The organism is Phyllobacterium sp. 1468 (assembly GCF_031455525.1).
Classification (GTDB): domain Bacteria; phylum Pseudomonadota; class Alphaproteobacteria; order Rhizobiales; family Rhizobiaceae; genus Phyllobacterium.
The window spans coordinates 316499-343487 of the sequence record NZ_JAVDSX010000002.1 but is presented as its reverse complement, the minus strand read 5'-3'; the positions used below and the strand labels follow the sequence as shown (position 1 = coordinate 343487).

At 54.7% G+C, this 26989-nt stretch carries 24 protein-coding genes; 18 read left to right on the top strand and 6 right to left on the bottom strand.

Annotated features, from left to right (window positions below):
• The first annotated feature begins 2 nt into the window (after positions 1–2).
• The 4 genes from J2X72_RS07085 to J2X72_RS07070 all read left to right on the top strand — a co-directional run bounded on the left by J2X72_RS07085 (position 3) and on the right by J2X72_RS07070 (position 3762).
• Entirely contained in the window at positions 3–713 is a 711-nt protein-coding gene (locus tag J2X72_RS07085) for an XdhC family protein (protein ID WP_310070119.1), read from the top strand.
• Positions 710–2329, top strand: a complete 1620-nt coding sequence (locus tag J2X72_RS07080; RefSeq protein ID WP_310070117.1) for a molybdopterin-binding/glycosyltransferase family 2 protein — start codon at positions 710–712, stop codon at positions 2327–2329. Before J2X72_RS07085 ends, J2X72_RS07080 begins: the two co-directional genes overlap by 4 nt.
• 9 nt (positions 2330–2338) lie before the next feature.
• Positions 2339–3214, top strand: a complete 876-nt coding sequence (locus J2X72_RS07075) for an alpha/beta hydrolase (RefSeq protein ID WP_310070115.1) — start codon at positions 2339–2341, stop codon at positions 3212–3214.
• Between the two features lie 125 nt (positions 3215–3339).
• Positions 3340–3762 (top strand): hypothetical protein, encoded by a 423-nt coding sequence (locus J2X72_RS07070; protein ID WP_210001256.1) that lies wholly within the window; start codon positions 3340–3342, stop codon positions 3760–3762.
• Positions 3763–3809: 47 nt separating this feature from the next.
• On the opposite strand, the gene J2X72_RS07065 is transcribed toward J2X72_RS07070, so the two are convergent.
• Both J2X72_RS07065 and J2X72_RS07060 read right to left on the bottom strand, forming a co-directional pair.
• The gene (locus tag J2X72_RS07065) at positions 3810–4721 is read right to left on the bottom strand and encodes a diacylglycerol kinase family lipid kinase (RefSeq protein WP_310070113.1); all 912 of its coding nucleotides are present in this window, start codon (positions 4719–4721) and stop codon (positions 3810–3812) included.
• Positions 4722–4792: 71 nt separating this feature from the next.
• On the bottom strand, positions 4793–6133 hold the full coding sequence (locus tag J2X72_RS07060) for a glucoamylase family protein (protein WP_310070112.1): 1341 nt from the start codon (positions 6131–6133) through the stop codon (positions 4793–4795).
• Positions 6134–6245: 112 nt separating this feature from the next.
• On the opposite strand from J2X72_RS07060, the gene J2X72_RS07055 reads away from it, so the two are divergent.
• The 4 genes from J2X72_RS07055 (at position 6246) to J2X72_RS07040 (ending at position 11911) form a co-directional block, all read left to right on the top strand.
• The gene (locus tag J2X72_RS07055; RefSeq protein WP_310070110.1) at positions 6246–6941 is read left to right on the top strand and encodes a fumarylacetoacetate hydrolase family protein; all 696 of its coding nucleotides are present in this window, start codon (positions 6246–6248) and stop codon (positions 6939–6941) included.
• Positions 6942–7244: 303 nt separating this feature from the next.
• Positions 7245–7721: a hypothetical protein gene (locus J2X72_RS07050; RefSeq protein ID WP_310070109.1), complete on the top strand. Its 477-nt coding sequence runs from the start codon at positions 7245–7247 to the stop codon at positions 7719–7721.
• A gap of 189 nt (positions 7722–7910) precedes the next feature.
• Positions 7911–10532 (top strand): bifunctional lysylphosphatidylglycerol flippase/synthetase MprF, encoded by a 2622-nt coding sequence (mprF, locus tag J2X72_RS07045; RefSeq protein ID WP_310070108.1) that lies wholly within the window; start codon positions 7911–7913, stop codon positions 10530–10532.
• A complete protein-coding gene (locus J2X72_RS07040) occupies positions 10529–11911 on the top strand; it encodes an AcvB/VirJ family lysyl-phosphatidylglycerol hydrolase (protein ID WP_310070107.1) in 1383 nt (460 codons plus the stop codon). The genes mprF and J2X72_RS07040 overlap by 4 nt, the downstream gene beginning before the upstream one ends.
• A gap of 42 nt (positions 11912–11953) precedes the next feature.
• Here J2X72_RS07040 and J2X72_RS07035 read toward each other — a convergent pair whose 3' ends face one another.
• Both J2X72_RS07035 and J2X72_RS07030 read right to left on the bottom strand, forming a co-directional pair.
• Positions 11954–13753: a GGDEF domain-containing protein gene (locus tag J2X72_RS07035; RefSeq protein WP_310070106.1), complete on the bottom strand. Its 1800-nt coding sequence runs from the start codon at positions 13751–13753 to the stop codon at positions 11954–11956.
• A 143-nt stretch (positions 13754–13896) separates the two neighbouring features.
• Positions 13897–14646 (bottom strand): DUF1868 domain-containing protein, encoded by a 750-nt coding sequence (locus J2X72_RS07030; protein WP_310070103.1) that lies wholly within the window; start codon positions 14644–14646, stop codon positions 13897–13899.
• A gap of 256 nt (positions 14647–14902) precedes the next feature.
• On the opposite strand from J2X72_RS07030, the gene J2X72_RS07025 reads away from it, so the two are divergent.
• From J2X72_RS07025 to J2X72_RS07010, 4 genes are all read left to right on the top strand, one after another.
• Positions 14903–15922 carry an iron ABC transporter substrate-binding protein gene (locus J2X72_RS07025; RefSeq protein ID WP_310070100.1) on the top strand — a complete coding sequence of 340 codons (1020 nt, stop codon included), beginning with the start codon at positions 14903–14905 and terminating at the stop codon, positions 15920–15922.
• Between the two features lie 208 nt (positions 15923–16130).
• A complete protein-coding gene (locus tag J2X72_RS07020) occupies positions 16131–17645 on the top strand; it encodes an iron ABC transporter permease (RefSeq protein ID WP_310070098.1) in 1515 nt (504 codons plus the stop codon).
• On the top strand, positions 17642–18703 hold the full coding sequence (locus tag J2X72_RS07015) for an ABC transporter ATP-binding protein (RefSeq protein ID WP_310070095.1): 1062 nt from the start codon (positions 17642–17644) through the stop codon (positions 18701–18703). Before J2X72_RS07020 ends, J2X72_RS07015 begins: the two co-directional genes overlap by 4 nt.
• A 23-nt stretch (positions 18704–18726) precedes the next feature.
• Positions 18727–19299: a DUF1349 domain-containing protein gene (locus tag J2X72_RS07010; protein WP_310070092.1), complete on the top strand. Its 573-nt coding sequence runs from the start codon at positions 18727–18729 to the stop codon at positions 19297–19299.
• On the opposite strand, the gene J2X72_RS07005 is transcribed toward J2X72_RS07010, so the two are convergent.
• A complete protein-coding gene (locus tag J2X72_RS07005; protein ID WP_310070090.1) occupies positions 19296–20000 on the bottom strand; it encodes a GntR family transcriptional regulator in 705 nt (234 codons plus the stop codon). The two genes, J2X72_RS07010 and J2X72_RS07005, sit on opposite strands and share 4 nt — an antisense overlap.
• Before the next feature lie 82 nt (positions 20001–20082).
• Here J2X72_RS07005 and J2X72_RS07000 point away from each other — a divergent pair, with 82 nt between their 5' ends.
• From J2X72_RS07000 to J2X72_RS06985, 4 genes are all read left to right on the top strand, one after another.
• The gene (locus tag J2X72_RS07000) at positions 20083–21681 is read left to right on the top strand and encodes a sugar ABC transporter ATP-binding protein (RefSeq protein ID WP_405044660.1); all 1599 of its coding nucleotides are present in this window, start codon (positions 20083–20085) and stop codon (positions 21679–21681) included.
• Positions 21682–21701: 20 nt separating this feature from the next.
• The gene (locus J2X72_RS06995; RefSeq protein WP_310071012.1) at positions 21702–23000 is read left to right on the top strand and encodes an ABC transporter permease; all 1299 of its coding nucleotides are present in this window, start codon (positions 21702–21704) and stop codon (positions 22998–23000) included.
• A gap of 67 nt (positions 23001–23067) precedes the next feature.
• Positions 23068–24000 carry a substrate-binding domain-containing protein gene (locus J2X72_RS06990; RefSeq protein ID WP_310071009.1) on the top strand — a complete coding sequence of 311 codons (933 nt, stop codon included), beginning with the start codon at positions 23068–23070 and terminating at the stop codon, positions 23998–24000.
• Between the two features lie 184 nt (positions 24001–24184).
• Entirely contained in the window at positions 24185–24577 is a 393-nt protein-coding gene (locus tag J2X72_RS06985; protein ID WP_310070084.1) for a hypothetical protein, read from the top strand.
• Between the two features lie 376 nt (positions 24578–24953).
• Here J2X72_RS06985 and J2X72_RS06980 read toward each other — a convergent pair whose 3' ends face one another.
• Positions 24954–25367, bottom strand: coding sequence for a DoxX family protein (locus J2X72_RS06980; RefSeq protein WP_310070083.1), 414 nt, complete (start codon positions 25365–25367; stop codon positions 24954–24956).
• Positions 25368–25789: 422 nt separating this feature from the next.
• On the opposite strand from J2X72_RS06980, the gene J2X72_RS25055 reads away from it, so the two are divergent.
• Complete coding sequence (locus J2X72_RS25055) at positions 25790–26041, top strand: DUF982 domain-containing protein (RefSeq protein WP_112528288.1); 252 nt, start codon at positions 25790–25792, stop codon at positions 26039–26041.
• A gap of 103 nt (positions 26042–26144) precedes the next feature.
• The gene (gene modA, locus J2X72_RS06975; RefSeq protein WP_310070081.1) at positions 26145–26939 is read left to right on the top strand and encodes a molybdate ABC transporter substrate-binding protein; all 795 of its coding nucleotides are present in this window, start codon (positions 26145–26147) and stop codon (positions 26937–26939) included.
• The last annotated feature ends 50 nt before the right edge of the window (positions 26940–26989 follow it).

Genomic DNA, 26989 nt, shown 5'->3' with positions numbered 1-26989 from the left:
TAATGGATCCCTATTGTCTGAAGAAACTCAATGCAGAACGGCAAGCCCGCCGTGCGGCATTGTTGCTGACCGATCTTGGCGACGGGCGCGACCGCGTGATCAAGGAGAGCGACCCGGTTGCCGGTCTGCTGGGCGATGCGGTCAGGCAGGCATTTCTGTCAGGAAAATCGGGCCTCGTCGAGATTGAGGGCCGGTCGTTCTTTCTGAACGTCCACGTGCCGCCGCCACGTCTGGTGGTGATCGGCGCTGTGCACATCAGCCAGGCGCTGGCTCCGATGGCCAAGATTGCTGGATACGATATGGAAATCGTCGATCCGCGTACAGCGTTCGCCACGCCGGAACGCTTCCCGGATATCAAACTCTTTGCTGAATGGCCGCAGGATATATTCGAGCAGCGCCCACTAGATCCCTATACGGCGGTTGCTGTCGTTACGCATGACCCGAAAATCGACGATCAGGCGCTCGAGCGAGCTTTAAAAGCTGGATGCTTTTATGTCGGCGCGCTGGGCAGCCGCAAGACCCACGCAAAGCGCGTCGAGCGGCTCACCGCGCTAGGGTTCGGCCAGGATGAGATCGCTTTAATCCATTCGCCTATTGGCCTTGATATCGGTGCCTCCAGCCCTGCCGAGATCGCGGTTGCGGTTATGGCTGAGGTGATCAAGGCATTTCGAGCAAGAGGTCTCCAGACCCCGCTGCGTTTGGAGACAGCATGATTTTTGGTGAAATACCCCTTGAGGATGCGCTTGGCGCGATTCTTGCGCACGCGACTCATACAGCGAACCTTAAGCTGAAAAAAGGACATGCCCTCAGCGAACATGACGTTGGGCAATTGCGCGAAGCGGGTGTGACCCACGTCATTGCCGCGCGCTTGCAAGAGGCTGATCTCGAAGAAAACGAAGCCGCCAGACGAATAACTGCAGCGTTGCAGTGGTCGGGTGTTCGGGCGGGGCCGGCATCGACGGGCCGGGTCAATTGCTATGCCGAAATGGCCGGGCTTTTTACGGTGGATGCCGACTTGATCAATGCCATCAATGCGGTCGATCCTTCGGTGACGATCGCCACGTTGAAAGCGTTCGACAGGGTTGAACCGCAGCAGATGGTTGCGACGATCAAGATCATTCCTTTTGCAGTTCCTGTGTCTGTCGTTGACAGGATCGCGGAGTTGGCACGCGGTCGCACGGCCTTTGGAGTGCGAGGTTTTACAGGTTCGCGCATTGGCCTGATCCAAACGACGCTGCCGTCAATCAAGCAGACAGTGCTCGACAAGACACGCCGTGTCATCGAAGCACGGATCGCAGCCAACCATGGAGTTGTGACATCCGAACTGCGCCCGCCCCATGCGAGCAAACCGCTGGCCGAAGCGATATGCAAATTGCAGGAAGCAAATGACTTCGTCGTCGTCTTTGGCGCCTCTGCGGTGGTCGATCAGGACGATATCGTTCCCACGGCAATCAGGGAAGCGGGCGGCGTCGTTACTCATATCGGCATGCCGGTTGATCCGGGAAACTTGCTGATCCTCGGCGAACTTGATGAAAAGCCCTTGATCGGCGCTCCCGGTTGCGCGAGGAGCCCCAAGGAAAACGGCTTTGATTGGGTGCTCGACCGGCTTATGGCGAATGTGCCTGTAACCAAGGCAGACATCGTCGGAATGGGCGTCGGGGGCTTGTTGATGGAAATTCCAACGCGGCCGCAGCCGCGCGATCCACGCCCGTCGGTTGCGCGGCCCCATGTTGCCATCGCGCTCCTCGCTGCCGGTCAGTCGACCCGCATGATGGGTCCAAACAAATTGCTGGCCACTTTCGATGACGTGCCGCTGATACGCCGCTCGGCGCGCACTGCGATCGAGGCGGGTGGGCGTCCTGTCGTCGCCGTGCTCGGCCATATGGCAGAGCAATGCAGCGCTGCGCTGGATGGGCTTAACGTGGTGATCGCCCTCAACAAGGACTACGCCAGCGGGCTAGCGTCATCGCTGCAAACCGCGATCAGGAACGTACCATCGGCGTCCGATGGCGTGATGATGCTCCTGGCCGACATGCCTGCTCTGTCTGCGACTGATCTGCAGACCATGATCAGCCGTTTCCAAAGTGCCGGCGGTCAATCTGTCGTGAGGGCGACTTTCGAAGGCAAGCGCGGCAATCCCGTCATTCTGCCACGTGTCTTGTTCAACGAAGTATTCAGTCTTGCCGGTGATGTCGGTGCACGTCATTTGATCGAGCGTGGCGATATTCCTGTCATCGATGTGGAGCTTGGCGAGGCGGCTGCCCTTGACGTAGATACGCCGGATATGCTGCATCGCGCGGGTGGTACTATTACTGAGCCCATCCGATAGGAAATTCGCTTGATCAGGTCCTTTGTTCTTGGCGCACTGGCTTTAGTTTGCCTTTCAAGCCCCGCGCCAGCATTGCAGCTCGAACCCTACAAAGATGATCTCTTTGCCTATCCCAGTATTCTGAAAACTGGCGACGGCGGTGATTATGTCGTGGTCGATTATAACGAAATGCGGGATATCAACGGTCGCGATCAGGTGCCAGAGCGACGCGTCAAACAGAACTACATCTCACTTCAGCCAAAACGCTCGCAAAAGGACCTTGTCGTTACGACAGGCAAGGGACCGCTAAAGGTCATGACGGTGGGGAAACTTTCAGGCGCATCCGTCATTACCATTTATCTGCACGGCCAGGGCGGCAACCGCCAGCAAGGTATGAACGACTTCACGTTCGGCGGTAACTTCAATCGCCTGAAAAACCTGATGGACCGCAATGGGGGACTTTATATTACACCAGAGTTTAGCGACTTCGGAGACAAGGGCGAAAGCGAAGTTGCGGGTGTAATCGATTATTTCAAGACGCAATCGCCACAAGCAAAACTCTTCGTCGCTTGCGGATCAATGGGGGGCTCATTGTGTTGGAAGCTGGCGCAGGATGCCGAAACTTCCAGGAACATCTCAGGCCTGATCATTCTCGGATCGCTATGGGATGAGCACTTCATTGGATCTGCTGCGTTCAAACGCCGTGTGCCGGTCTTCTTCGGCCATGGCAGTCGTGATCCGGTTTTTGCCGTCGAAAAGCAGCAGGCCTTCTACCAGACGATAAGGACATCGGCACCGGGCTATCCCGTGCGGTTTCATCGGTTTGAAAGCGGCAATCACGGCACGCCAATCCGTATGACCGACTGGCGCGGCGTACTCAACTGGATGTTGTCGGCCTCCCGCTGACGCGCTGGGACGAACTTGTGGCAATAAAGTCCCATTGTGGCAGTTGTGCCACTAGACAAATGATAAAAACCGAATAGTTTCCGGCGCTATATCCAATCCTGCGATAAGACTTTGCGGAGAGAACCATGCGCCTGCCTACCGTTATTCTAAGCCGGATTGCCCCCTTGGCGATCCTCATTCCACTGGCTGCATGTTCTACCACCGGCGCACCCAGCATGATGCCGACCATGCCGACTTTTGCGCCCGTACGTCCACCTGTGAACGCCGCTCTGGCTCAACCTTGCATTGCTGCAGCATCTTCCAAATATTTCATGGGCGAAAGCAACATCAAGGCCGTCGATGCCGAACCAATGGGTGGCGGCCTAAACCAGGTGCGCTTGAAGGTCGATATTCGCGATGCAATGTGCACCGTTACCGACAAGGGTAAAGTGCGCTCCGTCGTCGACACCATGCCAAAGAGCGCCGATCAGCTCGCTGCCGAAGAGGCCGCGGCGCGGAAGGCGGCTGGAGAGCCAGCACCAGTCAAGAAATCCAAGAAAAGTAGCTGACATCGTATCCAGCTAGACTGAACGGCGCGGTCAAAACCGCGCCGTCTTCATATGGAAATTGTGTCTTGCGGGACCAGAACCTGAAGTTCTCCCGCGTGAATGGCAATTTTTACGTCTCGCGCTAGCGGGATCAACTCACCGTCGATGGTCGCTTTCGCGCTGCGCCGCAGGTGCGGAAAGTGCAACTCAACTTCCTTGGCAAGAATTTCGTCGACGTCGGGGTTGCGGCGCCATGACCCGGTCAGAACGCTGAACGCCAGCTTTATTATTGTGCCAGGGGTCAGGCCTCCGGCAACGTAGACTCCCAATTCGCCGTGCTCGACGTTGTCGGGTACCGGTAAAACGCCGCTACCATACGGATTATTCGAAATCGAGATTGCGGAAACGGTTCGTTCTGTCGCGGTGCCGTCGATGACTATGCGCACGGCGAAGCGCGGCGGGTTGCCCACGGCTTTGGCGAATGCACGGATGCTTGCAAGACGCTTACCCCACCGAGAGCGATACTCCAAGGTGTTGCGAAGCTTGATCATTTGCGGCTGGAAACCAATTGAAAACTGATGAACAAAGCTTTCCTCATTGGCGGTGGAAATGTCGACCGCCTGAATGGTGCCGCTGGCGAGGCTTTCCAGGGCTGCATTGAGGTCCAGCGGAATTTTCAAGGCGCGTGCAAAGAGGTTCATAGTTCCAGCCGGAAGTACAGCGAGCGGCACCTTGGCTTTCCAGGCAACGTCAGCGGCGGCCGAAATCGTGCCGTCGCCACCGCCTGCCATCAGAACATGCTCGCCGGCTTCGCCCGCAACTTTTTGCAACGCCTTGACAATGCTTTTGCCAGCTACAATCTCGCTCTCGAACGTATGGCCATGCTTTTCAAAGATTTCCTTGGCTGTTTCAGCGAACAGATTGATATCCATGGTGCGAAACGTACCGCCATCGCGGTTGAAAACAGCATGGATTTTCATGTTTGATCCTTGATTGGGAGGACGCGGAGTTCGATCAAAAGATGATCAATTGCCCTGACAGAAGCAATGCCTCAACCGTTGTTTGGTTCCCGCGGTCCGAGCAGATGAGGGCTTGCAAAACCAAGTTTGCGCAGAGAATTCTGGATTTCCGGCGCGCTCATGAAGAGCTTCCATAGTAGGCGGCTTCTGTGATTTTCGATCATAGCAATGGTTGGGCCCTGGTCTATCGCGAGGTAGGTTCTGGCGAACCATTTTCGGGAAGGCGAAAACGCATCGACGAAACCAAACCTGCCATTCACCTTGCCATGGGGAAGTGTCAGGAAATGACGCAAGGCGCGCATTGAATATTCTGGAACGTAGGGCAGGCTGCCGAGAGCGGCGGTAGGGGCTATCAAACCGAAATCTGAACCGGGGGAACTTACCCTGTAGCCTTCCGGACCGTGACTGGAAGATAGGCCCCAGCAATCTTGACCATAACCGATATAACCATGTGGATTGTGAACGCTGTGCAGGTAGTTGATTTCCGCGTGGCTGCAATTTTGCAACCAGTAGTCGGCGTATTGGTCTGTAAGCCCACGCGGATCCAGGCCGCAGAAGGAATAGTGCGCAAAGAACATGGGGCCGCCAAAGTCCGGGCCAAGCGGCAACCTGACGCCATAATAGTGCCGCCCATTGACGAAGGCGCCATCTGACGCAAAACCTCTGTGATAAATCTCCGGGTCGATACCGTGGTCGGGGGAGGCCGCCGACAGGATGTAAGTGATCAACGCTTCATTCCAGCCCCGGATCGGCACATTGCGTGCCCAGCCAAATTTTGGACTGCGGTGCCAGTAGAGAGCTTTTTCCCCCGGTTTGATGTGGGAATTCCACTGGACCGATCGCCAGAGCCGATTGATTCTGTCGCGGATAACGATGTCTTCGGGGCCATTGCGTGCAAAATATTGCCGGACACAAATCAATCCTTGCACGAGAAGCGACGTTTCAACCAGGTCACCACCATCATCCAGGCGTGTAAACGGTACGGTCGTGCCATCCACGCCATTGATGAAGTGCGGGAAAACGCCTTGATAGCGTTTCGCGCGTTCGAGCGCAGACAACATTTTCTCAATGCGGTGCTGCGCGTCATCGCGCGCGATCCAGCCACGCTCAATGGCGACGAGGATAGCCATGAAACCGAAGCCGGAGCCGCCAATGGCAACGAGGTCATTATTTGGATCGGACGTCCGGCCGGAGCGGTCGCGCGCGAGACCACTTTGCGGATGAGCACCCTCCCAGAAATAGCGGAAACTCGCCCGCTGGACTTGTTCCAGCAGGAAATCGTCGCTGTCGTCCGCATGCAACGGATTGTGCAGATCAAGTCTCTGATGCATGCGAAGGTCGAAATCCTTGTAGAGGGCGTTATGCCGCTGCATATGACGGGTTGCGTTGGCGATTTGTCTGATCTCTATAACACCTAGTATGTGTCATGCTGTCTGAGAAGACCAAGGTCGAAATCTGCCAATTAATTTGAGATGAGGCGTAAGAATGCATCAGAATGAATTTGTTTTCGAGCCTCTCCCGCAACCGGCGTTGCGGGTGACCGGCTCTGACAAGCTGTTTCCGGTTCATCGGATTTATTGTGTCGGACGGAATTATGCTGATCACGCCATCGAGATGGGACATGATCCTAACCGCGAGCCGCCGTTTTTCTTCCAGAAAAATCCGGATTGCCTTCTTATCGATGGACGCGATTTCCCCTATCCGTCTGCGACGAAAGATGTCCATTTCGAAATGGAAATGGTTGTTGCGCTTGGAAAGGGTGGCTCTGACATCGCCACTGAAAACGCGCTCGATCATGTATTTGGCTATGCGGTCGGTCTCGATATGACTCGCCGCGATCTGCAAGGGGAAGCCAAGAAGCTTGGCCGTCCATGGGAGGTGGGAAAGGCATTCGAGGCTTCTGCGCCCTGTTCGGCCGTCGTGCCTGCCACAAGCATCGGTCATCCCGCCAAGGGTGCGGTCTGGTTGAAAGTCAACGGAGCTGAACGACAGCGCGGCGACTTGGATCAATTGATTTGGAAAGTGCCGGAGACAATCAGCTACCTCTCGACACTATTTAAGCTCCAAGCCGGTGATCTCATCTATACGGGTACACCAGCCGGCGTGGGCGCCATCTTGCCTGGCGACGAAATGATCGGCGGCGTGGACGGAATTGGTGAAATACGCGTGCGTGTTGTGTGACGCTGATGTTTTGTCAACGAAATGAAACAGTTGCTTATGCCAATATGCAAAATAGGCAGAATAAATTTTATCATCTTATTTTCGGCGAGCGCCGTAATTGTTCCAACAAATAATTCGGTTTTTTGGGAGAAATGGATGTTTCCGGGGGGGATTCCCAGCGGTGGGTTTGAACTACAGCGATAGTGTGTCGGCTAAGTATAAAAAGCTCAAAATTCTGTGAAAGACCTGAGTATTGTCTTTGCCGAAAAATGCTCTATTGAGAAACTTCCTTAGTCATAATTCTGTCACTTAAAGTCGCGCTTCATGAACCACATCCTTTTTGGCTCCTACCCAATCCCGCGTTTCGCCGGGATTGTCAGCCATAATTTTGTTGTCTGGACTGATGACACCGGCAGGCCACTCTATGAAATCAATGGTGGTGCGGCCCATGCCGATGGCAGTTTCAACTATTGCGCGATTCGCGGGCCCCTGACTGCCGTTGTCACCGATTATGCGAAACGCGACCTCGTATATTGTCCTGAATTTTATGTCCGGCCTACGTCGCGCACGACACTGCTATTGGAAGGGAGTGTTTCATCCATTGCGGCGCGTTGGCGTACAGCGGTGGACGTTGCCGAACGGATTCGGCTGTCCAAGCTGCGTTATTCTTTTCTCATTCAAAACAGCAATTCTGTTGCGACAGCCGTTACCGAAGGCATGGGACTAAAACCGCCATCGGCCGCCGTCGGTCGTGTCAAAGCACCGGGAAGCCATCGCCACCTGGTACTTGATGCGGCTTAAGTCGAATTGACCATCGAACCAGTATTCAAATAACAGGTCCAACGCACTTAATCGACGTTGATGGGGGCGTTGTTTAATTTGCCTTTCTTCTCGGCTCAATCCCGCCATTATTGCAGGGCTAATGACGCCGTCCCAATTTCATGGTGAAATCGACAATACTTCAATCCGTTTCTGGCTTCGGAACCCCTTATGACGTCCATTCCTGACAACGAAAAACAAACACGCAGGATTGAAGCGCGCGCGCAGTCAAAACTGCCGTGGGGCAAGAAGACAAAATCCGCGTTGTTCGCATTTTTCGGAATTGCCGTTGCCGTGATCGGCCTGCTGGTTCTGGATCACCTTTCCAGCGGCATTTCGATCCGTGATGTCAAGCAGTCCCTCCATGCCATACCAGGCAGCGTCCTGTTGACTGCGCTTTTCTTTACATTTGTGAGTTTCGCCGCCGTTGCGCTTTATGACGTGGTTGCCGTTGAAACGATCGCACCGGGGCGGGTGCCTTATCACATATCGGCGATGGCGGGTGGTGCCGGATATGCAATCTCGAACGCCCTTGGATTTTCCCTGCTTACCGGCGGTGCACTTCGCTATCGTGTCTATGCTGCAGAAGGGATCGATATTGCCGATATTGGCCGGATTATCGGTACCTCCTGGATGGCGATCTGGTTTGCTTTCACCATCTTGATTGCAGTGGCGCTCGTCATCGATCCCTCACGGATACCTTGGATACTATCGTTCGGACCGGTTCTTGATCAACTGATCGGCATATTGATTCTCCTTGCTGTGGCGGTCTTGTTGTACTGGCTTTCGCGCCGTGAGCGCACGCTTAACATCGGCCGACTATCTGTTCGCTTGCCCTCGTCGCAGGGCGCTCTGCTGCAGATTTTGGCCGGTCTGGTCGATGTGGCTGCGGCGGCCGCGACGCTCTATGTCCTGCTTCCGGCGGGCTCCGTGAACAGTGTTCCTGCGTTTGCTCTTGTCTATGTGGTCGCTGTTGCTCTTGGTATCATCAGCCATGCACCCGGCGGCATCGGTGCATTTGAAGCAACCATTGTTGCGGGGCTTGGGTTGGGGCAAAACCCCGACGCCATAGCGGCGCTTGTCGCATACCGCGTCATCTATACCCTCATTCCGTTTCTGTTGGCGATAGCAGGTTTCGTCGTTTCTGAAGTCTTGCGCCGCCGCCATCTCATCGCCGGTCCAACCATTTCCGCTGTGCGAATGTTTGAGCCGCTGATCCCGCCGCTCTCGGCTGGTATTGCCTTTCTGGGCGGTATTGTCCTGCTGATTTCGGCGGTCATTCCCGACCTTCACCACCGGCTGGAAATGCTTGCTGACATATTGCCGATGCCATTTCTGGAAATGTCGCATCTTGGCGCGAGTTTCGTCGGGTTGGCCTTGCTGATCGTCGCGCGGGGCCTCGCACGGCGTCTCTGGCGCGCCTGGTTCCTTGCGCTGATCCTCTTCAGCTTCGGGGCGGTCTTCGCACTGACCAAGGCCCTAGCCTGGGAAGAAGCGCTCATGCTTGCCTTGATGGCCGGCACGCTTCTACTGTTTCGCGATTCATTCTATCGCAAACCCCTGGGGGAGCATTTCAGCTTGTCCTGGGGGTGGCTGGCCAGCGTCGGTACAACGGCGTTTGCCATTCTCTGGCTCGGACTTTTCGCCTATCGGCATGTCGAATATGCGAATGAACTGTGGTGGGAGTTTGCTTGGGATGCGCAGGCATCGCGTTTCCTTCGCGTCTCCGTACTCGTCCTGACCGTTCTCGCGGCGATAACAATCAATACGATCATCAATGGCGTTGGCCGGAGCAAACTGCGCGCTCAGCCCATTCCGGAACAAGTGCCCGATATCGTTGGTATGTCTCCGAACGCTTCGGATGCGCTCGCTTTACTTGGTGATAAACGCTTCCTGATGGATCCCAAAGGCAGAGGCTTTGTCATGTATGCCCGTTCGGGCGGAAGCCTGGTTTCAATGGGGGAACCAGTGGGCAGCGATGATGTGATTGCCGATCTGGCCTGGGCTTTTCGAGGACTGGCGGATCGCACCGGTACAAGAACGGTGTTCTATGGGGTGGGGCCGGAAAGACTGCCTCTATTCCTGGACATGGGCTTGACTGCTCTGAAGCTCGGCGAAGTTGCACGCGTCGATCTCAGCGATTTCTCGCTTGAGGGCTCCAAGCGCCAGCCCCTGCGCTATGCCGCCCGGCGCTTGGAAAAGGAAGGGATCAGCTTCGAAATCCTGCCAAAGGGCCAAACCGCGGATAGCATGGATGAACTTCGCGCCGTGTCCGATGCCTGGCTCGAAATGAAATCCGGTTCCGAGAAGCGTTTCTCGCTCGGTTCGTTCGAAAATGCCTATCTTTCACACTTCGACATCGCAGTCCTGCGCAAGGAAGGCGCGATCGTGGCCTTTGCCAATGTGTGGCGCGGTGCAGGTAATCAGGAAATTGCCGTCGATCTGATGCGACATCTGCCTGATGCGTCCAGCGTCATCATGGATGGGTTGTTCGCCAATCTGCTGATGGCTGCGAAGGGCGAAGGCTACCGCTGGTTCAATCTCGGCGCAGCGCCCCTGTCAGGCCTTTCCGATAGCCATCTTGCCTCCCGGTGGAACCGTATCGGTTCCTTCATCTACCGCCGCGGCGCCGAATTTTACCGGTTTGACGGACTGCGCGCTTTCAAGGATAAGTTCGGCCCGAAATGGACTCCCTATTATCTGATTTGCCCCCCGGGCCTCGCGACACCTCGTTCGCTGATCGATGCGACAAACTTGGTGAGCGGCAGCCCCTTCGAGGTCTTTAAACGATGAAATTCATTCGCAGGCCCTACTTCTTCGCCATACTTGCACTTGTTCTCGTTAGCGTGGGTCTCTCCGCAGCGCTCCATTTTTTGCCTCGATTTGGTTTTGAGTCTTCGGGCAGCCGAATTCTCATTTCGTCGGAGCGTCTTACCGACGTCCCGCTTTTGAAACCGTCTGGCAAGCCGACTGGCATAGCTATCCTGGTGTCGCAGAAAGGTGGACTTGGCGCTGATGATGAAACCTTGACGAAACTGCTGCTGGATCGCGATTTTCTCGTACTGACCGTTGATCTGGAGAAATGGCGCAAGGAACTCGATCAGGACACGGGCGATTGCACCTATTTTGTTTCCGATCTCGAAGGGATAGCAAAGGAAGCCCAGCGTCAGATTGCCGTCGATACCTATATGCATCCGGTGGTTATCGGTATTGGCGAGGGTGGTGTCATGGCTTACGCTTCGATGTCCGATGCTCCGGCCGCCACGCTTGCCGGCGCGGTCTCAGTCGATCCGTCAGTAGCGCTCAAAACGAAGCTTCCCTCATGCGAAGGGGCGGACTACGAAGCCGTTGCGGGCGAGGGGTTCAGCTACTCCTATGACGCAGATCTACCCAATCCGGCGACGATTGTGCGGGAGAAGCCTGATACTGATCCCAAGGGTCCTCCGAGCGCCGGATTTTTTCTAGCGCAGGAAAAAATTGGTGCCACCAAAGCTGAGCGGTTTGTGATAGCGGCTGATGCAGCGGTCGATATTGCCAAGGAAGATGCTTCAGCGGAGGCCCTGCCCACCATCGACGTTCCAGCCGTTGATGGCCAGGCTAAATATCTCGCGGTATTCTTCTCCGGTGATGGCGGCTGGCGTGACATCGACAAGTCCGTTGGCGATATCATCGCGAAAAAGAGTGTGCACGTCGTCGGCGTCGATTCGCTCCGCTATTTCTGGTCGCTGCGCAAACCGGAAGATATTGCCAAGGACATTACGAGGATTGTCGCCAAGGCTGATCCCTCGGGCAAATTGCCCGTGGTTTTGCTCGGCTATTCCTTCGGCGCCAATACGATCCCTTTCTCTTGGCCCTTTTTGCCGAAACAGCTGCAAGACCGCATTAGTCTTGTCGGCTTGATCGGCACGGAAGAGACCACGCCGTTCCAGGTTTCGGTTGGTGCGTGGCTTGGCTTGGGCGGCGATAATGAGGTAGCACCGGCAGTTGCGAAGCTGCCGCTGGACAAGGTCCTGTGCGTTTATGGTTCGGAAGAGGATGACACGGCGTGCACGGCTCCATCGCTTTCTGCTGTTCAGAAGATCGAGCTTGCCGGCGACCATCATTATGACGAGAAATATGAGATGCTTGCTGGCAAGCTGATGGAGGCTGTTGCATCGCGGCAGCCAAAGTAACAATCGGGTCGCGGCCTCGGCTTCTGCCTGTGGGCCGCGACGCTACATTTCGCTCAATCCGCTAAAAACCAGACCTGTCATGCATTCCTTTGCCGAAGCCTTGATGGCGGCGATTGACGCGCTAACGCGGTTTACGTCGACCTGCATATGGCCTTGCGTGATTTCCAGTACCGCGACGCTGCAGCGCATCAGCGGGAATAGACGTTGGCCGCCAGTCCTGTCATGGGCGAGGATGACACCGGCGGCGCGGTCTTCCGGGCTGTAAAGTTCGCGAACTTTGGCGCTGAAATCTAGCAATAGTTGTGTCAGAACTGGTTCCAGCTCGCCGCGTGTTCCTCCTGTTATGCCGACAAAAAAGTCATCGCCACCGACATGGCCCAGGAATTTATCTTCTCCGACGAAATGGTGTCTGAGCAAAGAGGCGAAAAGAGCAATGGCGAGATCGCCCTTCTGAAAGCCATAGTGATCGTTGAAGGGCTTGAAATTGTCGAAGTCGAAATAGCAGAAATAGCGCGCGTCGGAACCGTCGCGCATGACATCCTGGACATAGTCGCGGATGGATCTGTTACCTGGAAGGCTGGTTAGCGGATTCTGGTCCTGGGCCGTCTTGAGTAGCTTTTCGTTGATAATTTTCAAAAGCGAAGACGCTGAAAGCACGCCCGCATAACGAAGACTTTCTGTCAGGATCACGCAATCGCTGCCGTTCATGCCAGCGAAGATTTTGAGCATTTGCTCCGCGGGCGTGTTGATATCTGCAATGGGGGCCTCGGTAACGAAGTGTGCGATCCCGCGCTGATAGATGCGGTTCTTCAACAGGTCACGACCGAATGGGTGATAAATTCTCCCCTTGACGTGATGCTCGTGCAGTACGCCGCGTGGCTCGTCATTAGCACCGAGGATGGGGAAGAAGCTTTGTAGCGGGTTGTTGCGGAAAAGCTCGAAGACCTTGTCTAGATCGTCATTTTCTCGCACGGCAGGCAGGCGCTGTACCTGCGCTCTGATCAGGATGCTGTCCAGCGTTGTGGTCTGCCTGCGTAAGGATCCCGCCTGTCCGAGATGAGGATACGAATCCTGCAGTTCTCCAAAATGCGTGGTAGGGCGTGCGATGAAATATCCCTGCACCAGATCACAGCCAAGGTCCCGGCAGATTACAAATTCTGCTTCGGTTTCGACTCCTTCAGCGATGATCCTGGCGCCAAGCATATGGGCGGTTTGAACGATCTGTTTGACGATGTGCCGTTTGCGCGGTGTCGAGTCCAGCTTTGACACGAAATGACGATCAATTTTGACATAGTCCGTTGCATAGTCGCAAAGCAGCTTAAGGCCATTGAAGCCGACACCAAAATCATCGATGGCCAGCTTGAAACCGGAATGGCGGAGCTTTTTGATGAATTCAGAAAATGCCGGATCCTCTGCGTTGTCGAAGCGTTCGGACAGTTCGAAGCAGATTGATGAGGGGCGTATCCCCGCTTTGGCTAAATGATTGGTGAGTCGTTCCACGATATCGCTGCCGAGGCCAACGAGCCTTGCATCCATGTTGATAAACAGCATTCGCTGGCTATGACCGGGAAGTCCGCCGAACTCGGCAAAGGCGCGACTGTTTACCATTTGCTCAAGCTCTAGCAATTGATTGACCTCGTGAGCTTTGTCCAGGATTTCCAAAGGCGATTGGAAGCCGAGCCGGTCATAGCCGCGCATCAACGATTCATAGCCAAATGTTGCGCCGCTTGCCGCTTCAACAACGGGCTGAAAGGCGGTTTCGACAGCTAGTTTTGCGAGCGTAACGAGCTGATCATCGCCAAAACGACGCAAAACCAACATTTCGGCTGGACGAAAACTCATGGGGAAACTCCGGAGCAGAGGTAATCATTTGGATTTATATTTTCCCTTGACCCTTCAATTTTCCGTTTCCCAAATATGACAGTTTTATGAAGTTACGGGCGCAGGCGCGCCATAGCCGCGCACCGGGAAGGTCGCGCGCAGGCTTATTTTGACATGCTCCACGCAGAGGCTTCATGGTGGCTGTTGCCCAGAACCAGCAGTTCTTCAAAGTGGTTCATGTCTTTGAAACTGCAAAAGGCGGGCGGGTGAATTTCGATAATGGGCGCTATCCTCTCAAGATAGAGCAGACACTCGTCCAACAGCTTTTGCCAAGCGGGAAGGCGGTCATCATCCAACCAGTCAACGGGATAAGCGAAGGTGACGTGAAAGACATAGGCATCGTGATCCGGATGGCGGTAGCCGAACGGAACGGCGAGAGCGTCGCGCCATTTCTTTATGACGGCGTCGTCTTCCGAAGTTGCCCCGCTGACGGTCAGACCCACAGGAGTAACGTCGATGACCTTGATTTGGAACGACCCGAGGCTTTCGAATTGTCTGAGACGATCCAGGTACAGCCCTGTCATCTCGTCAATGCCGGTATTGAGAGGTACATCCAGCGGCCAATATGGCAGCGCGCGACGATATTCGATGATTCCCTGAAACAAAGTCATGTGCAGGCTGGATACGGGTGTGAACGTCAGTTTGCCGGAATCGGGCATCGACAGCATGCGGTTTCGCACCTCAATCACAGCACGTTGGGAGGCCGAGCCGTTCACCAGATGGCAGACAACGGTATTTCCTGGCTCTGGCAGGAAGGTGCCCTGCCAATCATAGCGTGTTCCCAAATGTCGAGGAATGTCGAAATTATGGATGGCCGCGTATCGGGCGAGGGACGGTTTGATGAATTGAGACATAGTAAATTCCGTGGCATGCAGGCCGCATTGAGCGGGTGCGTTTCGGTCGAAGCCCGTGCGAATCGCACAGTGAACGGAATTTGCCCGATGTATTTATCAGCGATATGACCGCAATCCGGTGGAACAAAAACCGCTGGTGCATGCCACTCGGCAACCGTCTCGACGCGATATAAGTTGACAATTTTCATCATAAATGATTATCGGGAAAGCAAGTGTAGCTGTCCAAGCCGCATGCTCATAAGAAACGGAGGTCGCCATGAAATTCTCTCTATCGTCCCTGGCCGGAGTCGTGGCTTTTGCCACCGGTCTTGCCGGCTCAACAATGCTGGCAACGGCGCAGAGTGAGTCGGAAGGCATTGTTGTCTACAACGCACAACACGAAAGCCTGACCGAAGCCTGGGCCGCTGGCTTCACCAAGGAAACGGGAATCAAGGTAACCTTGCGCAATGGTGGCGACATGGAATTCGCCAACCAGCTTGTCCAGGAAGGTGCTGCCTCACCTGCGGATGTATACTTGACCGAAAATTCACCAGGGATGGCGCTCGTCGACAACGCCAATCTGTTCGAGCCGCTAAACGCTGATACGCTCGCTCAGGTGCCCGAAAATTATCGTCCGGCCAATGGTCATTGGGTCGGTGTTGCAGCCCGCTCTACCGTTTTCGTTTACGACAAGAACAAGCTGACCGAGGACAAGCTGCCGAAATCGTTGCTGGATCTCGCAGAGTCCAGTTGGAAAGGCCGTTGGGCTGCATCACCATCAGGCGCTGATTTCCAGGCAATCGTTGGCGCTCTTCTCCAGCTCAAGGGCGAAGAAGCGACTGCTGCATGGCTGAAGGCGATGAAGGAAAATTTCACTCCCTACAAGGGCAACAGCACAGCCATGAAGGCCGTCAATGCCGGCGAGGTCGAGGGTGCGGTTATCTACCACTATTATTACTTTGGTGATCAGGCCAAGACCGGAGAGAACAGCAAAAACATCGCCTCACACTACTTCAAGAATGAAGATCCGGGCGCATTCGTAAGCGTCTCGGGTGGCGGCGTTTTGGCCTCCAGCAAGCACAAGGAGCAGGCACAGGCATTCGTAAAGTGGGTTACCGGCAAAGGCGGCCAGGAGATCCTGCGAGACGGCACCTCCTTCGAATATGCCGTAGGTGAGGGAGCTGCATCCAACCCCAAACTGGTTCCGCTTGCTGATCTGCAAGCCCCTAGAGTAGAGCCGTCGAAGCTCGATAGTAAAAAGGTCACCGAACTGATGACCGCTGCTGGTTTGCTCTAGCCGTAACACGCTGGTCGAGCTAACAGTTCGCTAACGGCATCCCCGGTGCATCCATTGGGGATGTCGTTCAATTCCAGGCAGCTACAGTCGCTTGTTAACTGAACTGTAGCTGCAACGATGAAAGCAATTCAAGTTGCCGCCAAGCCAGTCACTTTACCAGCCAGGCGAACTTCTCCAAGCTTCCCACCCGCTTATCGGGCGCCGTTGGATGTCGAACGCGCCTGTGGTTCTGGCAGCAGCGATCGTTTCGCTTGTCTCACTGCTCCCCGTCGGGTTCGTCATCTGGATTGGGATACAGACTGGCTGGGAAACGGTTTCGGCTCTAATTTTTCGCCCGCGAGTAGGCGAGCTTCTGATCAATACCGCACTGCTGCTCACGGTCACGATCCCGATATCCATCATCCTTTCAGTCACTCTTGCATGGCTCACGGAGCGCACCGACCTGCGCGGAGCGCGCATCTGGTCGTGGTTGGCAGTGGCGCCACTTGCAGTCCCAGCTTTTGTGCAAAGCTACGCATGGGTCAGCCTGATACCCGGCCTGCATGGGCTTTTCGGCGGTGTTCTGGTGTCGGTTTTGGCGTACTTTCCATTCTTGTATCTGCCGGTCTCGGCCCAGCTTCGTCGGCTGGATCCGGCAATTGAGGACGCAGCCGCTTCGCTGGGCAACGGTCCATGGCGTGTCTTCTTTTTCGCAGTGTTACCCCAATTGCGTCTTGCTATTTGCGGGGGCTCCCTGCTCATCGGGCTTCATCTCCTTGCCGAATATGGTCTCTACGTCATGATACGTTTCGATACGTTCACGACGGCCATCGTCGATCAGTTTCAGTCAGCCTTTAATGGTCCAGCCGCCAATATGCTCGGTGGCGTGTTGGTAGTTTGCTGCTTCGGCCTTTTGGGCCTTGAAGCACTTTTGCGAGGCAATGAGCGCTACGCCCGGGTCGGCTCGGGTGCTGCACGCGACCCGGTCAAACACAGATTGGGTTTGCTGGCGATACCCGCCTTTCTGATCTGCCTGATCACAGCCGGGCTGTCACTCGGCGTTCCATTCATTACTCTCACCCGTTGGCTGTCTCTCGGCGGCATAGGCAGCTGGCGCTTGGACTTGATTGGCATGGCTCTTGGCCAAACCATCGTGTTTGCGGTCGCGGGCGCTCTCCTGACCACGATCATCACAGTGCCAATGGCTTGGCTTTCAGTTCGAGCGCCGGGTCCGTTTCAACGGATTATGGAGGCGTGCCACTACTATGTCGGATCTTTGCCGGGAGTGGTGGTGGCATTGGCACTGGTGACTGTAACCGTACGCGTCGCGCTTCCTCTTTATCAGACAGCCTTCACGCTCCTGCTCGCCTACGCCCTGCTATTTCTCCCCAGGTCCCTCGTTGGTCTGCGCGCCAGTCTTGCCCAGGTGCCGGTCGAGCTTGAGCAGGCCGCCATGGCGCTTGGACGGTCACCCGCGCAGGCAGTCTGGCAGATTACCATGCGCCTTGCTGCTCCTGGCGTTGCGGTCAGTATGGCGCTGGTAGGCCTGGGAATAACCAACGAATTGACAGCGACGCTGATGCTGGCACCAAACGGCACCCGGACGCTTGCGACGCAGTTCTGGTCGCTCACCAGCGAAATTGATTATGTGGGTGCAGCACCCTACGCGCTTATGATGGTGCTCTTGTCCTTGCCCATGACGCTTCTGCTCTACGCACAATCGAAAAGAATGGGCGGACGATGACATTTCTGACGGTCACTGGCATGAGCAAACGCTACGGAAAAGTTGTTGCTCTCGACGATGTCACAATCGAAGTCCCAGCGGGCAGTCGCACCGCTGTTGTCGGCTCCTCCGGGTCTGGCAAAACGACGTTGCTGCGTTTGATCGCCGGGTTCGAAGTACCTGATACCGGTCGGGTCACATTGGACGGAAGTGTTCTGGCGAACGGACCGTCCGTGGTGCCTGCACATCGACGCAGTATCGGCATCGTCGCACAACATGGTGCCTTATTTCCGCATTTGACTGTCAGCGACAATATCGGGTTTGGACTCGAACGAAATACTCCGCTACGCGATAAACGCATTCTGGCCCTGATGGATCTGGTCGAACTCGCACCGGCTATGCGGGATAGACGCCCGCATCAATTGTCAGGAGGTCAGCAACAACGTGTTGCACTTGCTCGCGCACTGGCCAGACAGCCGAAACTAATGCTTTTCGATGAGCCGTTTTCTGCTCTTGATGCAGGTCTGCGTGAAGGTATCAGGACATCGGTAGCCGAGGTGCTGCGCACTCAGAACATTACCGCCATATTGGTGACCCACGATCAGGCCGAAGCTCTCTCGTTTGCTGATCAGGTGGCCATTTTGCGGGAGGGCAAGCTTCTGCAAGTAGGTTCACCCGAAGATCTCTATATGAATCCCCGCGATCCATACACTGCCGCCTTTTTGGGTGACGTCATCATTATGGATGCGAAGCTCAACGATGGCTGGGCCGTTTGCCCACTCGGCCGCATAGAATCGAGTTCACTTCACTCCGGTCCTGCGAAGATCATGCTCCGGCCGGAGCAGGTGGTTCTTTCTCCGGTGTCTGCTGACGCCAAGGATGATTCGGGTTTTTACGGAAATATCGTCCGGACTGAATTCGGCGGTGCTTCATGTTCTATCGCCATCTCACTGGCCAGCAGGAGTCACGATACGCTGGATAAGCCTTTACTGGTAATCAAGACGACGAGTATCAATTTGCCGGCGGTGGGGAGTCGTGTTCAGATAGTCGTGCTTGGTAAGGCACATGTCTTCGAATAAACAGAAGTGCGAGATCTGAATCTATGGGCAATTTATTCAGCTGGTTGAATGAACCGGCGGCCGTCAGCGGTGATGCCGACGAACTGCACCTCGCGACCAAAGAAAAGACCGACTTCTGGCAGCAGACGTTTTACGGTTTCGAACGTGACAATGGCCATGCTTATTTGACGCCGGTCAGCGGTGATTTTACAGCCAGCGTTACGGTTTGCGGTGATTATCAACAGCTCTATGATCAAGCAGGGCTGATGCTGCGCATCGACCCGCACCGTTGGATCAAGACCGGTATCGAATACACGGATGGTCTGATGCATTTCAGCGTCGTCGTCACTAACCGCACGTCGGATTGGTCCGTCATCCCCCTTCATGGTTCGAATACTAGTGATGAGATCAACGTGCGACTGACGCGTCACGGGGATGCAGTGCGCGTGCAGTTCTCGCTCAACGGTGGAGCATGGCAACTCGCCCGTCTAGCCCCGTTTTCATCGGGTGACGCTTCGGTAGGTATCATGGCGTGCTCACCCGAGAGGGGTGGTTTCGAGGTGACGTTTCGCGATCTGACTGTCGGTTCTGCCATTTCGCGCAATCTTCACGACTAGCTCCCAAACAGTTCCGGGCGCTTATTTCTGAGATGCAAGAGCATTTTGCCCATCTGGGCTATATGTGCTTCCATTGTCTTGGCAGCCTTGTCGGCGTCCCCGTCGGCGATGGCCGAGATGATCGCCTCGTGCTCTGCCAATGTCTCGATCATCCGGGTTTCGTAGTGAAGCAAAAGTCTTCTGACGCGATCGATTTGACTGCGTTCCTTTGAAGCGATCTCTCTCAATCCCACTAGTCCTGCAGCATCGCAAATAAGGTCATGCAGCGCTTCGTCGAGTTCGTAGAACTGTTCAAAATCCTGCTTTTCGGCGGCTTTGCGCTGACGCTCCAGATTTTGCCGAAAACCAGTGATGATTTCAGGGGTTGCGCGTTCCACAGTGCGGCGAATCGCGGCCGTCTCGAGCGCGACACGGACGAATTGCGCCGTTTCGATCTTGTCGAGCCATAGTCGTGCGACGAAGGTACCGGTCTGAGGGTAGATCTCAACAAGGCCTTCGTCCGCGAGCCGATTTATGGCATCGCTGACCGGAGTACGGGAAACACCTAACTGCGCGGCAACAAGCTCCTTGCGAATTGTTTCGCCCGGTGACAACTGCGACGAAATGATCGCCTGTCTCAATATTGTGTAAACTTGGTCCTTGCGTGTGACCGAGACAACCTTTTGCTCTTTGAAGTTTCTGCTCGGTGAACGAAGCTGCAAGTTCCGACCCCCATTGTTTCCTGCGAAATCCTGGTGAACGCTCAAGACTAAAATATTTGACTCTGATCCAATAACATCTAACATGTTACACACCAACTTGAAAGAATGTTTTGGGAGGAGCATTTTGGAGAGCCAGTCCCCAATCGTCTCGTTACGCGGGATCAGCAAATCCTTTGCTCACGTCGTGGCCCTGCGTAGCATCGATCTTGACGTTTATGCTGGCGAAATCCATGCCGTAATGGGCGAAAACGGGGCAGGAAAGTCAACGCTCGTCAAGGTTTTGAGCGGTGTTCATCGCCGAAGCGGGGGGCAGATGACTGTTCGTGGACGGGAGGTCGATTTTGCGACGCCCAAGGAAGCGGAGCGCAATGGCATCGCGATCATTCACCAAGAACTCAATCTTATTCCAAGTCTGAGTGTTTCAGAGAATATTTTTCTGGGACGGGAACCGCTCAAGGCCGGGTTGTTTATCGACTACAGCGAAATTGAAACCCGAAGTGCAGAAATTCTCGCAAGGTTCGGCATTGATATCGACCCACGTGCGGACGTCGAAAATTTGCGCGTTGGAGAGCAGCAACTCGTGGAGATTGCACGCGCGCTTTCCCTCGATGCGGATGTGCTTGTGCTCGACGAGCCTACATCCGCCTTGTCGGAGGCGGAGGCACAGCGCCTCGCCAGCTTCGTTCGCGGACTGGCACGCCAAGGGGTGGCGATTGTCTATATTTCACACCGTATGAGCGAAGTTTTCGCTCTGGCGGACAAGATCACTGTGCTGCGGGACGGCAACTTTATTGCTACGCGGCGCTCGGGCGAAATCAGCGAGCGCGATGTGATCCGCATGATGGTCGGGCGAGAGCTGAAAAAGCAGGAAAAGAAAGTATCAGTGTGCGGCAATCCGGTCGTCTTGTCCGTTAAAAATCTCGGCCTTCAGAGACCGAATTCCCGCGGCCGGATTCACGATGTGGTCGATGATGTGAGTTTCGACCTTCATGCCGGTGAAATACTGGGCATCGGCGGTCTGCTCGGCTCGGGCAGGACCGAAGTCCTGGAGCTCATTTTCGGTTCGGCGATGGGCAAGCGCTCAGGTTCGATTCAACGTGGTGGAGCCAGTTCTGATGCTCACTCGCTCACTCCCGGAGGGTCGGTGGCCAGGGGGGTCGCGTTTCTCACAGAAGACCGCAAAGGTACTGGTCTTTTGATGCAGGCAGATATTCGGGCGAATGCCGTTCTTCCTTCGCTGCCATGGATCGCGCCGCTCGGCTGGGTGACGCGATTTCAAGAGAGCGCTGTTGCCAATCGAATAATCAAGACTATGCGCGTTCGGTGCCAGGGCCCGGATCAACAGATCGATGAACTGAGTGGCGGAAATCAGCAGAAGATCGTTCTTGGCAAATGGCTCGAAACAAATCCAAGGGTGGTCCTGCTTGATGAGCCGACGCGCGGGATTGATGTTGGGGCAAAGGACGAGATCTATGATCTTTTGAGAAAGCTAGCCGAGTCAGGGGTGGCCATCGTGATGGTCAGTTCGGAACTGCCGGAACTGCTGGCGCTTTCAAACCGTATTCTCGTTATGCGCGAAGGCAGGGCGGCGGGGGTAATTGAGAGCCATGAGTTCTCAGAAGAACGGGTAATGGAGCTTGCGACACCTTTGGGGAATGCACTCACGGGAGAGGCTGCATGACGAATACAAGCGAGCAGATCATGCAATCATCAAACAGCACTGAACGGTTGAAGAGCGTTCTCAAATCCACAAAACTTTATTGGGGTCTGGCATTGCTTTTTCTGGTGGGTGTTGTTTCCTCGCCCGTCTCATCAAAAGGCCATAACATCTTCTTGTCGTTCGGAAATCTGTCCGACGTATTCAGACAAATCTCCGTTACCGGAATCACAGCGGTAGGGATGACGCTGGTTATTCTGATCGCGGGAATTGATCTTTCTGTTGGCTCAGTGCTGGCTTTGGGGTCTGTCGTGTGCGCCATGCTCTTGACCAATGAGGGATGGTCCTCCGCTTATCTGCTTGGTGTGCCCGCGATATTCCTGCTGGCTTTTCTCGTGGTATTTGGCGTTCTCACTTTCGGGATAAAGTTGCAGCGAAGGGCCACAGCCGATTCAGGTACTCACCCGGCGGCCATCTCAAAACTGCTGCTGGGCATTGCCGCAGCAATTGCTCTTGTCCTGGCAGTTGGGGTGGCATTGACCTCGGAAGGGAAGGCAGGAGTATTCCTCGTCCTCTTGGTCGTGCCGGCAGTTGGTTTCATGCTTGGTACAATCAACGGATTGATCATCGTCGGGGGCCGGTTGCAACCCTTCATAGTCACCTTGGCCATGATGGTTGCCGGTCTCGGAATCGCACGATTGACTGCCGGCCAGAACACTGCCGTCTGGCCTGTGTATACGGGGAGCAATGCCACGGAAGATTTCGAGGCGCTGCGCTCACTGATATTCGGGATCATCCCGGTCCCGGGTGTCATCTTTGCCGGCATAATCCTCCTTTTCTGGGTAATCCTGAAATTTACGAAATTTGGTCGCTATGTGTACGCGATCGGGGGAAACGAGGAAGCTGCCCGCTTGGCCGGTGTGCCTGTTTGGCGCGTAAAGATCACCGTCTATGCCATATCGGGCTACCTGGCTGCTTTAGCCGGTATTCTTTATGTCGCGCAGTATCGGCAGGGCAAGCCCGATGCCGGGGCGGGACTTGAGCTTGATGCCATCGCGGCCGTTGTCATTGGCGGTACAAGCCTGATGGGCGGGCGAGGGTCGATGATCGGCACCCTCGTTGGCGTCCTGATATTTGGGTTTCTCAGCAATATCCTCCAACTCAACAACATCGACAGCAACACCCAGCTTGTTCTGAAGGGCGCGATCATCATCATCGCTGTTCTGCTCCAGGAGCGGCGTTCCAGCGGATGGTTGTTCTTTCTGTCACAACTCCGGGCGCGCGATGCGATCGACAAATCCGGGCCCAACCAAATCAAGAATCCGCAAGCATCGGACGACTAACTCACAGCAGTTAACCCAAAGGGAGAGAAAAATGAGCATTACCCGCAGACAATTTGCAAAATGGGCCATGGCGACAGCCTTGATCGTGCCGCTCGCATTCCACGCGTCCGTTGCCGGTGCGAAGGACAAGTATGTGATCGGCTTCAGCCAGACGACGACCGTCGAGCCTTGGCGCGTCCAGTTCAACAAAGACCTCGAGGCTGAAGCCAAGAAACACTCCAATGTCGAGCTCCTCGTTGCGGACGGGCAGGATAAGACGGAAAAACAGGTCGCCGATGTTGAAAACTTCATTCGTCAGGAAGTTGATGCGATTTTGATTTCTCCGAAGGAGTCTGCAGGTCTTACCGGCGTTGTCGAGAAAGCCATGGATGCAGGTATTCCGGTCATAGTACTGGACCGCAACGTCGACACAGAAAAGTACACGCAGTGGATCGGTGGCGACAATGTCGTCATCGGGGAAGCGGCGGGTAAATATGCCGTCGAACTCCTTGGTGGCAAGGGCAAAGCCAAGGGTACAGTCGTCGAAATTTGGGGCGGGCTCGGCACGCAGGCCAGCCACGATCGTAGTAACGGCTTTCATAAGAACACCGACGCTGAGCCCGGGATCAAGTATCTTCTCGACAAGCAGTCTGGCGACTGGAAGCAGGATCAGGCCTATAACATCATGGCGACTGCGCTGCGCAATCATGAAGACATAACGCTAGTCTATGGTCACAATGATCCCATGGCTTACGGCGCCTACCTGGCCGCAAAGGACGCCGGCCGCGAGAAGAACATTCTCTTTATCGGCGTGGATGGCCTGCCGAACGAAGGCGTTCAATGGGTGAACAAAGGAGAGTTGGCCGCAACATTCCTTTACCCAACCCCCGGGGCCGAAGGTTTGCGTCAGGCTCTAAAAGTGCTTGCAGGCGAGAAAGTGGAAAAGAAGATCGTCCTGGATACGCAAGCCATTACCAAGGAAAATGCTCCGGAAATCCTGAAAGCCAACGGGCTACAATAATCAAAAGAAAATGGCAGGTCGCGCTCGATGTGCGGCCTGTCAATATTTACTCTACCCTCCGATTTTATGCCGAATTCTATTTTATCACAGCAATATAGTGGTAAAATGTGTTGGTTGATCCCGATCATGTTCCATGCTGTAACTGATCCTGATCTTGTGGGCACTGAAGGGCAGGAGTAACGAAATGAACGTTTTTAAACCTCTCGCGGTCACAAGCGCACTTCTGATCTGTCTTTCTACTCAAGCCGAAGCAGAGCCGCTGAAGACAATGGACGATGTAGGGCGCGCTATCGACACGTGCTGGCAAGCCCCGGCTGACGCCAAAGGTTCCGTAACCTTGAGCTTCAGCTTCAAACGTGATGGAACGCTGATAGGCAAGCCGCGGCCAACGAGTATCGCTATCGATGGAGACGACAAGGTCCGTCAGCAATTCATTGCATCGGCAATCGATGCGCTTAGCAGTTGTACGCCGCTGACTTTCTCGTCGGGACTCGCCGCAGGAATCGCAGGGCAAGTATTCACTATGCCATTCACCGCGCCAAAAGGTTCGTCCGGCCCGATGGTCACCACGCAGTAGTGTTCATCTGCCGAATTCCCAGCGTTGTCTGGTAGCACAGATCAGGGGGCGTTGCTTACCAAGCCGGCATTTGGAGCATGGCTGGCCTTAGCCGTATCCATGAAACTTGTACCCACAAGCCAGCATGCCCCCAGAACCAAGACAAATAGAATTGCAAGGATCAGAAAGTCCCGAGGTTCAAGCTGTCTATGGTGAGTTCCACGCATTTGATTGCCATCATGTTGACTGTGCTCGCGAAACCCTAAGTAGATTGACTTAAGTTTGAGTTAAATTTGCATGAAGTATTTGCGTTGCTATACGGGGATTGCTGAAACGACTTTTGGCATCAGCCCGGAAATCTCTGGTTTTTGAAACAAACGTGATTCCTGGCGTCGGGTTACCGGACGAAGCCAATCAGCGATCGGACACGAACATCGCGCAGGTACAAGCCGCCCCAGACCATCAGACCGAGATAGACGCCAAACAACAGATGACTAAAGACGGGGCTGCCGACACGCAGTTGGGTGGCGATGGCGCCGCCAAGGTAGCCGGTCAATAGGATTGCGCCGAGGACCGAAGTTCGCGGGAATGCGTAAAGCGCTGTGCAGGCGAGGCCGAGGACTCCCAGGCCTCGCGCAAGACTGACGCTGTCCGGATATCCCAGTTGAGCATTGGTTTGCATGACAACGTCCAGCGGTACCAGTTTTATGATGCCGTCGAAGAGCATGAACAAGATGACGAGGCCGCTGAGAACCCGACCCGCCCAAACTGCTTTGTTCGAGACTGTTGCTCTCTGTGAAGTGAATTCCATAATATTTCCTCCAATGATTGAAATGGTCCAAGATTTCACCAAGGACGAGCCGGGTATGATTGTCCCGACAGCTCCGTCCGAATATTTTTTCCGGCTGCTCGGGTGTATCAATTTTGAAGTTTCAATTTAACAGTTTGACAAGGGGCACGCGTTATAACGCCCCTATGGAAAAAGCACCGAATTACTATGTCATCGGCCTTGCCAGCATGTTGGTGCTGTGGACATCAATATTATTGCTGATGCGTACCGCCGGCATCTGATCAAACTAATCAGGCCCCGGTGTCAGTGCGAGTCTGCTTGTCGCCGACCATCTTCGCAAATTGACGCGCACTGGGAGGCATAGGCGAACTGGCTTGCATTTCTTGCCGGTCGTTTTCAAACACGGCAGCGGAACTCAAATTGAATAATTGCGTTCAGTCAGTATGACGAGAATGGCTTTTGAACATGTCACCATTACAGATCGCATGCGCCTTATAAGGCGTGTGTCCTGTGTTGAATCGGCTGCTGAAGTTCTCGCAAAATACTGGCCAAAGAACTGCGGCGAAAAATATGCCGCAGCGCAGCAAGCATGCCTCGAAGCAGGGGCTGGTCAATTGGATCCCGACGAAGTCAGGCGTGCCTTCATTGACGCAGCCAAGGAGGCATCAATTTACGTTAATGAGCGGTCACGCTGATGATCCGTTCCTCCTGCAATATATTCCTTGAAATATAACACTAGCTATCCGCGAGACACCGATATATTTAGGAAAATATTTCGGAGTCTATCGGAGGTTGGATATGGGGATTCATCGTCGTCAATGGATTGAAATGATCGTCGCCGCATTTGCGGTCGCATGGCTTGGCCTAATTCCGCTGGCAGGCTCTGCACAAGCTGCAGAAAAGGTAACCGTTTTCGCAGCGGCGAGTCTTAAGAACGCACTCGATGACATAACGGCCGCTTGGCAGAAGGAATCCGGCAAGGAAGCTACAATCTCCTACGCAGCGAGTTCGGCTCTGGCAAAGCAGATCGAATCCGGCGCGCCCGCCGATATTTTCGTCTCGGCTGATCTCGACTGGATGGACTATGTTGCAAAGAAAAATTTGATCAAGGCTGACACGCGCAAAAATTTATTGGGTAATCGCATCGTGCTGGTGGCGTCGAAAGACAAGGCAGAGCCCGTCGAAATTAAAAAGGGTTTTGACCTCGTTAAGCTTTTGGGCGAGGGCCGTCTCGCCATGGGTGCTGTGGATTCGGTTCCGGCGGGCAAATATGGTAAAGCCGCTCTTGAATCTCTTGGTGTTTGGTCGTCAGTGGAAGGCAAGGTTGCAGGCGCGGAAAGCGTGCGCGCGGCGCTATTGCTGGTGTCGCGTGGCGAAGCGCCCTACGGCATCGTCTATCAGACGGACGCGGCGGCAGACAAAGAAGTCAAGATCGCAGGTACATTTCCCGAGGACAGCCATCCGCCGATCATTTATCCCATCGCAATTCTGAGCGACAGCAAAAATGCTGATGCGGTGTCGCTGTTTGATTACATCAAATCAGAAAAAGCTGTGCCATTCTTTGAGAAGCAGGGGTTCACAATAATCAAGTAAAATCCCGCTGGCTCCCGCTTCTAACGTTGCGGGAGCCTCGCCAGAGCACA

Coding starts and splice junctions, on each gene's coding strand:
- J2X72_RS07065 (WP_310070113.1), bottom strand. CDS start 4,721: ATGAAAATCCATGCTGTTTTCAACCGCGATGGCGGTACGTTTCGCACC.
- J2X72_RS07035 (WP_310070106.1), bottom strand. CDS start 13,753: ATGAGTTTTCGTCCAGCCGAAATGTTGGTTTTGCGTCGTTTTGGCGAT.
- J2X72_RS06995 (WP_310071012.1), top strand. CDS start 21,702: ATGCAATCATCAAACAGCACTGAACGGTTGAAGAGCGTTCTCAAATCC.
- J2X72_RS07010 (WP_310070092.1), top strand. CDS start 18,727: ATGGGCAATTTATTCAGCTGGTTGAATGAACCGGCGGCCGTCAGCGGT.
- mprF (WP_310070108.1), top strand. CDS start 7,911: ATGACGTCCATTCCTGACAACGAAAAACAAACACGCAGGATTGAAGCG.
- J2X72_RS07050 (WP_310070109.1), top strand. CDS start 7,245: ATGAACCACATCCTTTTTGGCTCCTACCCAATCCCGCGTTTCGCCGGG.
- modA (WP_310070081.1), top strand. CDS start 26,145: ATGGGGATTCATCGTCGTCAATGGATTGAAATGATCGTCGCCGCATTT.
- J2X72_RS07055 (WP_310070110.1), top strand. CDS start 6,246: ATGCATCAGAATGAATTTGTTTTCGAGCCTCTCCCGCAACCGGCGTTG.
- J2X72_RS07040 (WP_310070107.1), top strand. CDS start 10,529: ATGAAATTCATTCGCAGGCCCTACTTCTTCGCCATACTTGCACTTGTT.
- J2X72_RS06985 (WP_310070084.1), top strand. CDS start 24,185: ATGAACGTTTTTAAACCTCTCGCGGTCACAAGCGCACTTCTGATCTGT.
- J2X72_RS07025 (WP_310070100.1), top strand. CDS start 14,903: ATGAAATTCTCTCTATCGTCCCTGGCCGGAGTCGTGGCTTTTGCCACC.
- J2X72_RS07070 (WP_210001256.1), top strand. CDS start 3,340: ATGCGCCTGCCTACCGTTATTCTAAGCCGGATTGCCCCCTTGGCGATC.
- J2X72_RS06980 (WP_310070083.1), bottom strand. CDS start 25,367: ATGGAATTCACTTCACAGAGAGCAACAGTCTCGAACAAAGCAGTTTGG.
- J2X72_RS07020 (WP_310070098.1), top strand. CDS start 16,131: ATGTCGAACGCGCCTGTGGTTCTGGCAGCAGCGATCGTTTCGCTTGTC.
- J2X72_RS07015 (WP_310070095.1), top strand. CDS start 17,642: ATGACATTTCTGACGGTCACTGGCATGAGCAAACGCTACGGAAAAGTT.
- J2X72_RS07060 (WP_310070112.1), bottom strand. CDS start 6,133: ATGCAGCGGCATAACGCCCTCTACAAGGATTTCGACCTTCGCATGCAT.
- J2X72_RS25055 (WP_112528288.1), top strand. CDS start 25,790: ATGACGAGAATGGCTTTTGAACATGTCACCATTACAGATCGCATGCGC.
- J2X72_RS07030 (WP_310070103.1), bottom strand. CDS start 14,646: ATGTCTCAATTCATCAAACCGTCCCTCGCCCGATACGCGGCCATCCAT.
- J2X72_RS07000 (WP_405044660.1), top strand. CDS start 20,083: ATGTTACACACCAACTTGAAAGAATGTTTTGGGAGGAGCATTTTGGAG.
- J2X72_RS07080 (WP_310070117.1), top strand. CDS start 710: ATGATTTTTGGTGAAATACCCCTTGAGGATGCGCTTGGCGCGATTCTT.
- J2X72_RS07085 (WP_310070119.1), top strand. CDS start 3: ATGGATCCCTATTGTCTGAAGAAACTCAATGCAGAACGGCAAGCCCGC.
- J2X72_RS06990 (WP_310071009.1), top strand. CDS start 23,068: ATGGCGACAGCCTTGATCGTGCCGCTCGCATTCCACGCGTCCGTTGCC.